Source organism: Auritidibacter sp. NML120636, assembly GCF_003185945.1.
GTDB lineage: Bacteria > Actinomycetota > Actinomycetes > Actinomycetales > Micrococcaceae > Auritidibacter > Auritidibacter ignavus.
Genome location: NZ_QHLO01000014.1, coordinates 19,192 through 31,859 on the forward strand (window position 1 = coordinate 19,192; position 12,668 = coordinate 31,859).

The window sequence follows — 12,668 nt, forward strand, 5'->3', positions numbered from 1 at the left end:
CTCAACTCCGTGACGAGGGGACAGTGAACAGTTCTAGTGTGTCATATTCGCCGGGGTTTTGGCCTCGGTTCCGGCGCGCGGCTACCCCGCCTGCCAGCTGAATAGGCCCGGCCGAGGAACCTGCACGCGCCCGGGCTAGCTCCATCACCGCCAGCGTGCGCTCTCGAGACGGCCGTGTGCCGCCCAGTTCGGTGACCGCCCTGCCGATGACCCGGTGCCCCAGCGCGGCGGGGAGATCTCGGACGGCCTGCAGGTCAAAGCGGATGGTTGCCTTGTGTCTCTGGGCCAGCATTCGGTAGCGCCGGTGTGCCTCAGCGTCTAAATACTCGGCGTCTTCGGCAGCAATGGCTGCGGTGGCCAGGAGCCCGGAGCGCACCGTGGGACCCAACTGTTCCAGCCCGGGTAGCACCTGGTGGCGGATCCGGGCACGCAGGATCCGCGGATCGGTGTTCATCGGATCCTGCCACGGCTCGATTCCTGCCCAGTGACAGATCTGTTCGGTCTCAGCCCGGGAAATCCCTAAGAAAGGGCGCACCACATGCAACGGGTGGTGTAACTCACCATAGGTGGTGGTTTCGGCGATACCGGCCAGCGAGCGCGGACCGGACCCGCGCACCAGGCCCAACAGGACTTGTTCGGCCTGATCATCGGCGGTGTGTCCCAGTGCCACGGCCTGGGCCCCGGTGGTGTGAGCACCCTGGGCAAAGGCTTCCAGACGCCCCACCCGAGCGGTGGCTTCCAGTCCCCCGGTTCCGGTTTCCGGCAAATCAAGGGCACGGGTGATCACTGGCTCGAGCCCGAGTTTGGTCGCGATCGTCGCCACCGCGGCAGCGACCTCGGCAGTACCCGACTGAAGCTGATGGTCGAGGCTGATCACCCCAAACCGTCGGGTGTGGTCTGCTCTGGTCTGGCACAGCGTCGCGACGACGAGTAAGGCCATGGAGTCGGCCCCACCCGAAACTCCCAGCAGCGTCAGTGACTGGGGACGGGTGAGTCGTTGCAATTGCGCCAGCCCTCGATGCAACGGTTCTGGCCACCGGCGGGCGGGCGGAAACGCGCCGGTCAACTGCGGCCGGGTCTGCCAGTGGTTCACAGGGCCTCAGTGCGGGCGATCCAGGCCGTAGCGTCGTGCAGTTCCGCCTCGGTGGGCATGTAGCGGGCGTCGGTGAATACGCGGTTGAATCCATCCATCCCGATCTGCGCGACCACCGCCTGCACGAATTGTTGACCGTTTCGATATTGCGCGGCTTTCGCGTCCATGCCAATGAGTTTGCGGAACAGGGCACCCAACGGACCACCGGGCGGTTTGCGGTCGTTGAACCGACGCCGAATGGTGTGTTTGGTGGGGACCAGACTGGTCGAGACGGCATCCATGACCACATTGGCGTGGCCTTCCAACAGCGACATCACACCGTTGACCGTCGACATCTGCGCTTTGATGGCATCTCGGCCACTCAGGGCCTGATCGGGGTCAGTCATCATCACCAGCAATGAGGTGACGGCCTGTTGTAAGTACTCAGCCAGCCAGGGTGCTGCGGCAAATTGCACGCGGTGGGTTTGTTCATGCAGGCACACCCAGAGGCGGAAGTCCACCGGATCGAGGTCGAGCTCGCCTCGGATCATCGCGGTATTCGGGGCCACCAACGCCAACCGACCTCCCCCGGCCGGGCCGGGGACGAAGGGGTCATACTGACCCAGAATCCGGGTGGAGAGATAACCCAGCACGGTGCCGAGCTGCACCGAGGCGGTGGCCCGCGAGGCACCGGCAAAGATTCGGGAGGTGTAGAGCGGATTGCGAGCTTGGACGGCTTCGAACCCGGGACGGGTCATCTCCACCAGCCCGGTTGCCGTGGAGCGGGCCCAGCCGGGGCGGTCCAACACCAGCACCTGCGAGTCATCCAGACCGCGCGCCACGTCCAACCCGGTGAGCTGTTGCACGGTCTCCACCGAAGTCGTGGCGGCCGCATGTAACCCGGCGACTTCGGCCCGGGCTTGCCGGGGTGAGAGGCGCACTCCGGGCCGGGCAGTGGCGCGCGCGGTGGTCGCCGCCAGGTCTACGTCGATCATCTCCATACGACCATCACAGCACACTCAGCTGAAAGAATCAGCAACCACAACTGGTCAGCGCGGTGGTCAGCTGGTCCAGGTCGCTCCGGGCATCCAGGATGCCTCCCCCGCCGATGTCTTGCGGCGAGATCAGCACAAAGTACACTGGCCGGCCATCTTGCGTGGTCGTGATTCCCGACAGGGTCACCGAGGCCGCTAGCGTCCCGGTTTTGGCCCGCACGGTGCCTGCGGTGGGCCCCTCGTCCATGCGGGTGGCCAACGTCCCGTCGGATCCGGCCACGGGCAGCCCCTCATCAATCGGGCTCAGTTCCGGGGTAGTCAGGATCGTCTCGACGATCTCCACCAAATCCGAGGCGGTGGTGAGATTATGTGACGACAGCCCGGAGGCATCAGCGATGGTGGTGTTGCTCAGACCGTGTTCGTCGACGGTCTCGGTGATCATCTGTTGGACACCGGTCACGTTGGGTTCAAAACCGCTGGCCATGGCAGCTTGCCGGGCCAAGACTTCCATGATTTGGTTATCGGATTCTTCGATGCCGTAGGCGAGTTGCTCGGCTACGGTGGCCGACTCCGCGCTGGCCAGTTCCTCACCGTCCACGGTCTCGGTGGTTACCGATTGATCGGCCAGGGTGACGGTGAGATCGGAGTCTTCTGGCAGCGCCTCATCGAGGTGTTGCTGGAAGGTGCTGGCCACAAAGCCGGCCGGATCGTGAACGCGATCGGTCCCGGAGGACTTGTGGGCCCGGGCACCGAAGGTGGCAATTGGGGTGACCTGGGAGATATTGCCCGAGGTCACCATGCCCTCTTCTTCCCAATCCGGGTGAAGCTCTTGATAGTCGGCCACCTCGACGGCTACCGTGTACTCCCCAGTGGCTTCTCGTTCGTCCAGAGCAGCCAAGGTGTCCTCGGCGAGGGTTTTCAACCCGGCTCGTCCCGCAACGGCCCGGTCATCCGAGTCCTCCACTCCCATCAGCGCGTCACCGCCGGCGTGGATGGTCAACTGATGATCCGTAACGCTCACGGTGGTGGTGAAACGGTGTGCGGGGTCCAGGTGATCCAAAATGGCCACACCGCTGATGAGTTTCAGGGACGAGGCCGGCGTTCGGATGTCATCGGCGTGCCGGCTGTAGAGCTCGTCGCCGGTGTAGCCATCCACCACCATCATGGCGATGTCTGCTGAGCCGGTGCCGCCCAGCTGGGATTCCAAGGCCTGCGGGTCGATGGCTGAGGTCTCCTCGACCTGTTGGAGATAGTCGGTGAAGGCTACCTCGGCGTGGTCCATCGTCTTTTGCGCGATGGTCAGTTTCGGAGCGCTCAATGCCGGGGTGGGAGTGATCAGGAGCCCGGAGGCCACCGCAACCGTCGTCAGGAAAGCCAACGGGACCAGCGCGAAACCGCCCAACGCGAAAGATAATTTGGACATGCACGCTCCCCCGTTTTCTGTGGGCAGTAAAGTTTGATAAGCAGGAGATGAACCCGATTCCGGGTCATTGGACCTCTAGTAGTTTATAGGAGAACTCAGCGCCATGAACCACGATGTGACCGTCGAAATCCCCTCCGGTTCCCGGGTGAAATACGAGATCGATCATCAGACCGGTCGAATCCATTTGGACCGGTTGCTGTTCACCTCGATGCAGTACCCGACTCATTACGGCTATTTTGAAAACACCCTGGGCGAGGACGGCGATCCGCTGGACGCGTTGATCTATCTGCCCGATGTGGACCTGGTTCCCGGCGTGGTGGTCGAAGCCCGGCCGATCGGTATGTTCTCGATGACCGATGACGGCGGCGGCGACGATAAACTGTTGTGCGTCGTCGATGATCCACGCTTCGAGCACATTCAGGACATCCAAGACGTCAGTGACTGGCTGAAGTCAGAGATCGAGCACTTCTTCACCCACTACAAAGACCTGGAGCCAGGCAAGTGGGTCAAGGCTGATGGCTGGAAGGGCCGTGACGAAGCAGAGGCAGAATTGAAGGCCTCCATCGAGCGCTACCACGGTTAATCACCTCACGCCGAACGGTTCTTCCGACACAGCTTAAGAAGCCTCCCCGTCAGAAAAAAATGTTTATACTCTGGAGTTACCACTTATTGATGGTTTTCCAGAAGGATTTACCTCAATAAAGGTTCCAGCATTTATTTTTTGAACTTCCGGCTCTTAAAACAAGAACGGACCACACATGTACGTTGTATCGATCGCCGACCGACCGCGAGGCTCCGCCTCCTCGCACCTGGATTTGTTGGCTGAACGTGTGCGAAATCACACGCCCGCAGATCAGCCCGACATGATCGTGATACAGCGAGACTCCGAACGCTTAACCACACTGTTGACCGATACCGACGCTGTGATTGACACGGCCTTGCACGCATTGCGCCTGGGTCAGCTCAGCGTCGGCATCGGGATTGGTCGTCTCGATTCCTCCGATCAAGAACACCTCGCCGGGCCAGGCCTGGATGCCTCCCGGCAGGCACTACTGGCGGCAGCCAAGCAGGGCCAGATCGCCCCGGTGCGAGTCCACGTCGCCCAGCCCAGCCTGAATTTCGACTCAGCTCGGTTTGCCGAGCATGCCCAGTCGGTCTTACAACTATTGGGGCACACCATTTCCCGGCGCTCCGTGGCCGAATGGGCCGTGATTGACATGATGACCCCGGGAATGCGAGGCCAGCAACGCGATGTTGCCGAGGCTCTGGGCATCACGGTGCAGGCTGTCTCGCAGGCGATTAAGCGCTCACTGTTTAAGAGTGAACACCAGGTGCGGGCAGCCATCGCCGCTCACCTAGAGGCTAGCTACGATCACCTCTACGATCACCACGCGCTGGCCGAGCACGGTCACCGGGTTTAGAGTAACGATTCCAAAACCAGCGCCAGCCCGTCGTCATTGACGTGTTCGGTGACTTCATTCGCGATCCGTTTGACCCGCTCGGGTGCCTGCCCCATGGCCACGCCGCGCTGCGCCCAGGCCAGCATCTCGGTGTCGTTGTACCCATCTCCGACAGCCACCGTCTGATCTTGGTCGATACCCAGCTTCTCCCGGAGCGCTTCCAGACCGGAGGCTTTGGAGATGCCGGCGGCTGCCACATCCAACCAGGCGTTATAGCCCACCGAGTAGGCCACCGAGGTCAAGCCGATGGACTCGACAGCTTCACCAAATTCTTCGACCGAGGAGTCCTGAGAAAACACGACGAGACGCACCGCGGTGGCCTCACACAGTTCTTGGAAGCTGACGCCTCGGGCGCGGACACCAAAACTAAAGTCTTGGAACCGCTCAGTGGACAGAAACGCACCGGATTCGGTTTCGATCGCGAATTTGGCCGAGGGGATCCGGCGCTTGACTTGTCCCAAGACCGGGGCAGGGTCGAAGGTCTGCCGGTCAATAACCTGGTAGCCACGGTCAAACTCGGAGCCTAGTTGAAGGGTGACCCCACCGTTGGAGCACACCGAAAATCCGTCCGTGAGTCCAATGTTTTCAATAACCGGCAGAGTCGCGCCAAGAGATCGTCCCGTTGCAATCATCACGTAATGTCCGCGTGCGATCACCGCCTGCGCGGCCTCGCGGACTCGAGGAGACATATGCCCGTCGTGGTCGACCAACGTTCCATCAACATCCAGGCATACCATCTTCGCATCGGATTCGATCATGGATCCAGCTAACCATACCTTTCAAACTGCGGGTAAACAGCTGGAAACCAGCCCCGCCCGAGGGTTCAGGGCGCGGATTAGTCCGCAGCCAGCACCGGCAGTACGTCCAGGCCCAAATAGGGGCGCAAGGCTTCGGGAACCGTCACTGAGCCGTCAGCGTTCTGGTGGTTTTCCAGGATGGCGACCAGCCAGCGCGTGGTAGCCAGGGTGCCATTAAGGGTGGCTGCTGTCTGCGTACCGGCCTTGTTGCCCTCATCGTCAAACAACCGGTGCCGAACATTGAGTCGCCGGGCCTGATAGGTCGTGCAATTCGAGGTCGAAGTCAGCTCGCGGTAGGTCCCTTGCGTAGGGACCCAGGCTTCACAGTCGAATTTGCGGGCCGCCGAAGTGCCCAGATCGCCGGCAGCGGTATCGATGATGCGGTAGGGTACCTGGATTTTAGCCATCATCTCACGTTCCCAGTCCAGCAGGCGCTGGTGTTCCTCAGCGGCCTGGTCCGGGGTGGTGTAAACGAACATTTCCAGTTTGTTGAACTGGTGAACCCGGATAATACCGCGGGTGTCCTTACCGGCGGCCCCAGCTTCGCGACGGTAGCAGGTCGACCATCCGGCGAAACGACGTGGCCCTGCGGACAGATCCAGAATCTCATCCCCGTAGTATCCGGCCAGCGACACTTCGGAGGTACCCACCAGGTAAAGGTCGTCGCGCTCCAACCGGTAAATCTCATCGTCGTGTTCAACGTCGAAACCGGTACCGTTCATGGTCTCGGGACGCACCAGAGTGGGAGTAATAATCGGGGTGAATCCGGCCTGAATCGCCTGGTCCAGTCCCATCTGCATCAGCGCAATTTCCAACCGGGCACCCACGCCAGTCAAGAAGTAGAACCGGGACCCCGAGACCTTGGCTCCCCGTTCCATATCGATCGCACCAATCAGCTCACCGATCTGCAAGTGATCTTTCGGCTCGAAGTCGAACTCGCGCGGGGTACCGACGGTCTCGAGGACCGCGAAGTTTTCTTCACCGCCGGAGGGGATACCCTCGCTAATCAGATTCGGGAAGACCGTGACGAGCCGGTTGAGCTGTTCGTCAGCGTCATTGGCGGCAGCTTCGGCCTGCTTGACCTGGGCTGCTAGTGATTTGACCTCATCGAGTAGGCGTTGCTTTTCCTCCCCGTGAGCGCCGGCGACTTTTTTACCGAACGCTTTTTGCTCAGCCCGCAACGACTCGAACCGTTGCAGAGCGTCTCGACGGTTTTGATCGGCAGCCAGGATGTCATCCACCAGGGATTGCTGGTCACCGCGAGCGCGCTGCGACGCTTTGTACAGATCGGGGTTCTCGGTGAGGTGTTTGACGTCAATCACGCTCACCAGGCTACCGTATTCTCGACGATGACCATGAGCCCTGCTCACCCCGTAGTATGGGCTTTATGCGACCAGCTCAGATCATCACCAGCATTGCCCTGGGCGTTGGGGCCATCGCACCGTTGGGGTGGGCCCTGAAATTGCGCAAGGATCTCCATGAGCGTGAGGAACACATCACCGCCCTCATGAATCAATTGCAACGGGTGTACGAGCTACCGGAGGTCTCCACGGCGCTGCAAGTGCCCGGCCATATCGGAGTGGTGATGAATCCTCATAAGGAGGAGCTGGTCGAGGTGCTGGCAGCCGTACGTCATGCCGCCTACCTGTTAGGTGTGGAATCGGTCGAGCATTACCCCACCCAAGAAGACGACCCGGGCGTCCAGGCCAGCCGGGACGCCCTGAACGACGGCGCGTCCCTGGTCATCGCGGCCGGCGGTGACGGGACGGTGCGAGCGGTGGCCGAGGCGCTCGTGGACACTGAGGCCGATCTGGGCATTATCCCCGTGGGCACCGGAAACTTGCTGGCCCGGAATCTCGATCTGCCCTATAACGACATCGAACGGTGCGTCGGCCTGGCGTTGCAAGGCACCACTCGCGCGATCGACACGATCGACCTGACCGTGGAACGCACCGACGAATCGGTGCTGACCTCCACCTTCGTGGTGATCGCCGGGGCCGGCATCGACGCTGAGATCATGTCCGATACCCGTGACGGCATCAAACAGGCCGCCGGCTGGCTGGCCTATGGAGAGGCCGGGATGCGTAAGCTACCGGGCAAACGCAAACCCATCTGGGTCTCGATTGATGATCAACCCGCCCGTCGATCCAAGGTTCGCTCGGTGATGATTGCCAACTGTGGCATGCTCCAAGGTGGCATCCGCATGGTGCCGCACGCCAGTATCTACGACGGGTTACTCGACGTGATGTTGCTGGCCCCGCGCAACCTATGGGACTGGGCCCGGGTGGCGCTGAACGCGATCTCCAAAAATCACGCGCCCTTGCGCGCCGTGGACACCATGCAGGGTCAAAAATGTGTGATCGAGTTGGCCGAGCCCATGATTTCCCAACAGGACGGCGACGCCACCGGCACCGCGCGCCGGATCACCGCCACGGTCAATCCCGGCTCATTGCGCGTCCGGTGCTAACAGCTGACGCACCCAGGCCTGACCTCGTTGATACGCCTCACCGCTGAAGTGCTCATCGATCTGGTAGTGGCGCCGATCCGCCCGCGGATATGATCCCAAGAACGTGATCTGCGGAAACATCCGGTACAGCGCAGCCAAACTGGCCCCCACGCGCTGATCGGCCAGGTGCCCCTCCAGGTCGATCGAGAAAAAGTACTGGCCCAACCCGGCCCCGGTGGGGCGGGACTCGATCCGGGAGAGGTTGATCCCGCGGGCGGAAAACTGTTCCAGAATCTGCATCAACGCACCCGGACGATCTTGTGGCAGTGGCACCACCAGGGTGGTTTTATCCGATCCGGTGGGCTTTCCCGGGCTACCCGGGCCGGAGACCACCACGAATCGAGTGACCGCTCCCGGGGTGTCCTCAATGGCCGAGGCCAACACGTGCAGTCCTAGTTCCTGCGCCAAATGCGGGGCACACACCCCGGCCTGTCCGGGGTGTAGCGCCCGAGCTCCGGCAGCGGTGGACCCGGCCGGCACAAATTCCGCGTGCGGGATGGTCTCCTCGGCCCAGCCCCGCACCTGCGCCCAGGCGTGGGAGTGGGTGGTGACCTCCTGAATTGCTGACAGCTCGCGGGCGTCAGGGCTAACCAGTACGAAGGTGATCGGCACCAACACTTCACGGTAGATCTGCAAGGAACCGGCCGCGATCGAGTCCAGGGTCGCGCTGACCCCGCCCTCCACGGAGTTTTCGATCGGGACGACCGCGGCATCAACCTCGCCGCGGCGCACCATACTCAGGGCACTCATCACCGAACCGGCCGCCACGGCCTGATCGTCGTCGGTGATCACTTGCCGCAACGCGGCCTCGGTAAAAGTGCCTTCCGGCCCCAGGAAGGCATAACGCTGTGCTGCGGTCATCGCTGGTTATTTCACCTGCGGTTCGGCGTCGCCATCAGCTTCCATCGGCTTACCGGCTTCGAACCACGCGCCGTTACCCCCAGCGACATTGAAGGCCGTGTACCCCTGAGACTCCAGGTATTCGGCCGCCTTCGCCGACCGGCCCCCGGTCCGGCAGATCACGTAATAATCCTCGTCGGGATCCAACTCCTCCAAACGGACGGGTAGATCACCCAGCGGTACGTGGATCGCACCGACCGGTCGCCCCACCTGGAATTCATAGTCCTCGCGCACGTCCAGGATGGTGGCATCATCGGGAACATCGTTGACACTAACAGTTTCGAAAAGACTCATGATCCTAGCCTACTGAGACGGCGGGATTCGTTACAGTAAGAGTCATGAACCATCTTTCCGCCGTGGAACTTCGCGATCAGTTGAGCGCATCAGCCGTCAGCGCCACCGAGGTGACCAAGTACTACCTGGAACAGATTCGCTCCCGCCCCGAACTGGGCGCGTTGAGCCACGTGAATGAAGACCTAGCCCGTGAACGTGCGGCCGCCCTCGACGAGCTACCGGTCGATCACCGCGCCGCCCTGCACGGGATCCCAACTGCCTTCAAGGACCTGGTGCGCGTGGCCGGAATGCCCACCCGGTTTGGCTCCCGGGTCTTTGCCGATGCCGTGCCCGAACCCAGCAATGACCCCTCAGCGGAGCTACTGACCGAAGCTGGCACCGTGCAAGTGGGCAAAACCACCGTCCCGGAGTTCGGGCTCTCGACGTATTCGGAGAACCTGATCGATCCCCCGGCGCGTAACCCTCGCGATATGGAAACCACCCCGACCGGATCCTCTGGCGGGGCCGCCGCTGCGGTGGCTGCCGGACTGTTGCCCCTGGCCCCCGGGACCGACGGCGGTGGTTCGATCCGCATCCCGGCCGCGGCCACCGGACTGGTCGGCCTGAAGCCCGGCCGTGGCACACTCAGCTGCGATGATCAGCGCGAGACGATTACCAATCTCAGTGTCACCGGCCCGCTGGCACGTACCGCCGCCGATGCGGCACTACTGATGGATGCGTTCATGGATCCCACCTCCGTAGCACCGGGCCGGTACTTGCACGCCGTCCAGCAGGGTGCTGAAGGCCTAGCCCCGATGACGATCGGCGTGACGACCGCCTCCCCCTTCCACCCCGATCTGCAGATCTCCTTGGCCCGAGGCGCGGTCGAGGCCCTGACCCAAGCGGCCAGCATGCTCACCCAAGATGAGCACCTGGTCACCGAGCTGGATCTGATTTACTTTCCGGGCTACCACGAGAACTTCCAGATTGTGTGGACCTCCGGGCTACACCGGGCGCCGATGCCCACCACCGAAGGCCTGGACGATTTGGCCGAGTACTTCTTGACCAGTACCGCCAACCTCAGCGCCGACCAGATTGCCGAGGCCGAAGGCAACCTGACCCAGTGGGCCCAGGACACCCGGGCTGAACTAGGACAAACCGATATTGTGCTCACCCCGGTGTTGGCCTTCCAGCCACCGAAAATTGGCGCTTTCCGCGAGCTGGACCCGCAGGCCAACTACGACTATCAGTGCCGGTTTACGCCCTATACCTCGATGATCAACGTCATGGGGCTACCGGCCATCTCTATTCCGGTCACTGACCAGTGGTCCGTCCAGGCCATTGGCCGGCCCGGAACCGAAGCTCAGCTTTTGGCCCTGGCTGCCAGGATGGAGGTGCTCAACCCGAGCAACGCCACCAAGAATAAGCAACCCGACGAGGAACGTTGATCACCCCGGTGGGCTGAGGACCGATCGGCATCCGTCTCCGTCTCCGAGCCCTGTGTCGGGGTATTGGCAATCACCGGATAATCCCCGGCCAGGGTTTCCTGCGGTGAACCATCACCCCACGGACCGGCCAGTGGTTGCTCCGCGTACGGGTTATCACCGAACGGGCTGGGCGTTTCCGCTATCTCGTCGTGAGCCTCACCCCGCCTCGGCAGGCCCCGTTCGGCGGGCTGAGCAGGATCATCGAGCCATTCGTTCGGCTCGGCGTCATGATCCTCCGGCTCTTCCGGCTGCTGGGAGGGGTACCACGACTTCGCCATGACTACAGCACCCGCTTGGTGAACTGTTTCTTCGCCCACCCGTAAGGCGGGTAGACCGCCTTGAGGGTATCGAGCTGATCGGTCTTGGACACCTCGGCCCGAAAATGGGTGAAGGTATCGAAACCGTATTTGCCGTGATAATTACCGATCCCCGAAGGACCCACACCGCCAAAAGGCAACCCCGGCACCGAGATCTGCAACAACGGTGCATCAAAACCCATCGACCCAGCAACCACCCGCTCTTCAAATTCCCGACGCACCCGAGCCCGGTCGGTGAACAGATAGGCCGCCAACGGATGCGGACGCTCACCAATGAATGCCATAGCCTCATCGATATCCTTCACCGTCACAATGGGCAGAATCGGACCGAAGATCTCCTCGGCCATCACCGCGGTGTCCGGTGCAACGCGAGAGATCACCGTCGGCGCCAGATAACGCTCCTCGATCGCATATCCACCCCCGGTAATCAGTTCCGCTCCCGCATCGAGAGTCTGCTGTAACATCTCAACCAATCGCTGAGTGTGTTCTGCAGAGATCAGACGACCATAATCCAACGAACTTTCCGGGCTGGACTCATAAAACTCATCAATGACCTTGGGCAACTCTGCTTCGAGCTTGTCTCGCATCTGATCACCCACAGCCAGCACATAGTCCGGAGCCACACAGGTTTGGCCGGCATTGACGAACTTCCCCCAAGCCAGCCGTTTAGCAATGGTCGCCACCGGACCGTCGGAGACCACCGCCGGAGATTTACCACCCAGCTCCAGAGTCACCGGAGTTAGCTGTTGAGCGGCCGCCTCGTAGACGATCCGTCCCACGCGCTCACCACCGGTATAAAAAATATGATCCCATTTCTCTGCCAACAGTGCCTGCACCACCTCGGCGCCACCCTGCACAACCGCCACCGCGGAAGGATCCAAGTATTCGGGAATCAACCGGGCCAGCACGTCCGCGGTCGCCGGGGCCTTTTCGGAGGGCTTGAGCACCGCCGTGTTACCGGCCGAGACCGCGGCCACCAGGGGTGCCAACACGAGCTGGACGGGGTAGTTCCAGGGACCAATAATCAGCACCTGTCCCTTGGGCCGCGGTCGAATCGTGCCGGTGGCCGGTTGATACGCCAGCGGCATCCGCACCGATTCTGGCTCCATCCAATCACTGACGTGCAGAATTGCGTAGTCGACCTCATTTTTGATCACCGAAATCTCGGTCACCGTGGATTCAAAGGGCGCTTTGCCCAGATCGTGATACAGGGCTTCTTGCAGCTCCTGAGTGTGGTCGCGCACCAACGCTTTGATGCCTTTGAGCTGATCCAACCGGAACCGTCGACTATAGGCACGGCGAGAAGCAGTCACCTCTCGCAGCTGACCCACCAGGGCCTGAACTTCCGAAACCTTCATGGCGCCCATCCTATCCATTAACCCTGTGAGATGAGCGGAATCGGTGGAGAAATCGTTGGGTCACAACCGGTCACGACACA

At 61.7% G+C, this 12,668-nt stretch carries 13 protein-coding genes; 4 read left to right on the forward strand and 9 right to left on the reverse strand.

Annotated elements, in window-relative coordinates; all coding sequences use genetic code 11:
- Position 1 precedes the first annotated feature (1 nt).
- From tilS to DCC25_RS10215, 3 genes are read right to left on the reverse strand one after another with little or no spacing between them, the layout of a single operon-like run.
- Positions 2–1,093 carry a tRNA lysidine(34) synthetase TilS gene (gene tilS, locus DCC25_RS10205; protein WP_233488074.1) on the reverse strand — a complete coding sequence of 364 codons (1,092 nt, stop codon included), beginning with the start codon at positions 1,091–1,093 and terminating at the stop codon, positions 2–4.
- A complete protein-coding gene (locus DCC25_RS10210; RefSeq protein ID WP_158524780.1) occupies positions 1,090–2,067 on the reverse strand; it encodes a zinc-dependent metalloprotease in 978 nt (325 codons plus the stop codon). Before DCC25_RS10210 ends, tilS begins: the two co-directional genes overlap by 4 nt.
- 37 nt (positions 2,068–2,104) lie before the next feature.
- A complete protein-coding gene (locus tag DCC25_RS10215) occupies positions 2,105–3,490 on the reverse strand; it encodes a D-alanyl-D-alanine carboxypeptidase/D-alanyl-D-alanine-endopeptidase (RefSeq protein ID WP_110101601.1) in 1,386 nt (461 codons plus the stop codon).
- Between the two features lie 103 nt (positions 3,491–3,593).
- On the opposite strand from DCC25_RS10215, the gene DCC25_RS10220 reads away from it, so the two are divergent.
- Both DCC25_RS10220 and DCC25_RS10225 read left to right on the forward strand, forming a co-directional pair.
- Entirely contained in the window at positions 3,594–4,073 is a 480-nt protein-coding gene (locus DCC25_RS10220) for an inorganic diphosphatase (protein WP_110101602.1), read from the forward strand.
- 175 nt (positions 4,074–4,248) lie between these two features.
- Positions 4,249–4,911: a hypothetical protein gene (locus DCC25_RS10225; protein WP_110101603.1), complete on the forward strand. Its 663-nt coding sequence runs from the start codon at positions 4,249–4,251 to the stop codon at positions 4,909–4,911.
- On the opposite strand, the gene DCC25_RS10230 is transcribed toward DCC25_RS10225, so the two are convergent.
- Both DCC25_RS10230 and serS read right to left on the reverse strand, forming a co-directional pair.
- Positions 4,908–5,708, reverse strand: coding sequence for an HAD family hydrolase (locus tag DCC25_RS10230; RefSeq protein WP_233242883.1), 801 nt, complete (start codon positions 5,706–5,708; stop codon positions 4,908–4,910). The genes DCC25_RS10225 and DCC25_RS10230 overlap by 4 nt on opposite strands.
- Before the next feature lie 77 nt (positions 5,709–5,785).
- The gene (gene serS / locus DCC25_RS10235; RefSeq protein WP_110099288.1) at positions 5,786–7,069 is read right to left on the reverse strand and encodes a serine--tRNA ligase; all 1,284 of its coding nucleotides are present in this window, start codon (positions 7,067–7,069) and stop codon (positions 5,786–5,788) included.
- A gap of 65 nt (positions 7,070–7,134) precedes the next feature.
- Here serS and DCC25_RS10240 point away from each other — a divergent pair, with 65 nt between their 5' ends.
- Entirely contained in the window at positions 7,135–8,214 is a 1,080-nt protein-coding gene (locus DCC25_RS10240; protein ID WP_158278504.1) for a diacylglycerol kinase family protein, read from the forward strand.
- On the opposite strand, the gene pheA is transcribed toward DCC25_RS10240, so the two are convergent.
- The gene (gene pheA / locus DCC25_RS10245; protein ID WP_110101605.1) at positions 8,194–9,114 is read right to left on the reverse strand and encodes a prephenate dehydratase; all 921 of its coding nucleotides are present in this window, start codon (positions 9,112–9,114) and stop codon (positions 8,194–8,196) included. The genes DCC25_RS10240 and pheA overlap by 21 nt on opposite strands.
- A 6-nt stretch (positions 9,115–9,120) precedes the next feature.
- Positions 9,121–9,447, reverse strand: coding sequence for a rhodanese-like domain-containing protein (locus tag DCC25_RS10250; RefSeq protein ID WP_110101606.1), 327 nt, complete (start codon positions 9,445–9,447; stop codon positions 9,121–9,123).
- Positions 9,448–9,491: 44 nt separating this feature from the next.
- Here DCC25_RS10250 and DCC25_RS10255 point away from each other — a divergent pair, with 44 nt between their 5' ends.
- A complete protein-coding gene (locus tag DCC25_RS10255) occupies positions 9,492–10,874 on the forward strand; it encodes an amidase (RefSeq protein ID WP_110101607.1) in 1,383 nt (460 codons plus the stop codon).
- Here the strand turns inward: DCC25_RS10255 and DCC25_RS11250 are convergent.
- Positions 10,790–11,191, reverse strand: coding sequence for a hypothetical protein (locus DCC25_RS11250; protein WP_146206456.1), 402 nt, complete (start codon positions 11,189–11,191; stop codon positions 10,790–10,792). The genes DCC25_RS10255 and DCC25_RS11250 overlap by 85 nt on opposite strands.
- A 2-nt stretch (positions 11,192–11,193) precedes the next feature.
- Positions 11,194–12,588, reverse strand: coding sequence for an aldehyde dehydrogenase family protein (locus tag DCC25_RS10260; RefSeq protein WP_233488075.1), 1,395 nt, complete (start codon positions 12,586–12,588; stop codon positions 11,194–11,196).
- Positions 12,589–12,668 lie beyond the last annotated feature (80 nt).

Excerpts from the sequence above, each read along its gene's own strand:
- DCC25_RS10210 (WP_158524780.1), bottom strand. The coding sequence starts at position 2,067 with ATGATCGACGTAGACCTGGCGGCGACCACCGCGCGCGCCACTGCCCGG.
- DCC25_RS10215 (WP_110101601.1), bottom strand. The coding sequence starts at position 3,490 with ATGTCCAAATTATCTTTCGCGTTGGGCGGTTTCGCGCTGGTCCCGTTG.
- DCC25_RS10220 (WP_110101602.1), top strand. The coding sequence starts at position 3,594 with ATGAACCACGATGTGACCGTCGAAATCCCCTCCGGTTCCCGGGTGAAA.
- DCC25_RS10225 (WP_110101603.1), top strand. The coding sequence starts at position 4,249 with ATGTACGTTGTATCGATCGCCGACCGACCGCGAGGCTCCGCCTCCTCG.
- DCC25_RS10230 (WP_233242883.1), bottom strand. The coding sequence starts at position 5,708 with ATGATCGAATCCGATGCGAAGATGGTATGCCTGGATGTTGATGGAACG.
- DCC25_RS10240 (WP_158278504.1), top strand. The coding sequence starts at position 7,135 with ATGCGACCAGCTCAGATCATCACCAGCATTGCCCTGGGCGTTGGGGCC.
- pheA (WP_110101605.1), bottom strand. The coding sequence starts at position 9,114 with ATGACCGCAGCACAGCGTTATGCCTTCCTGGGGCCGGAAGGCACTTTT.
- DCC25_RS10250 (WP_110101606.1), bottom strand. The coding sequence starts at position 9,447 with ATGAGTCTTTTCGAAACTGTTAGTGTCAACGATGTTCCCGATGATGCC.
- DCC25_RS10255 (WP_110101607.1), top strand. The coding sequence starts at position 9,492 with ATGAACCATCTTTCCGCCGTGGAACTTCGCGATCAGTTGAGCGCATCA.
- DCC25_RS11250 (WP_146206456.1), bottom strand. The coding sequence starts at position 11,191 with ATGGCGAAGTCGTGGTACCCCTCCCAGCAGCCGGAAGAGCCGGAGGAT.
- DCC25_RS10260 (WP_233488075.1), bottom strand. The coding sequence starts at position 12,588 with ATGAAGGTTTCGGAAGTTCAGGCCCTGGTGGGTCAGCTGCGAGAGGTG.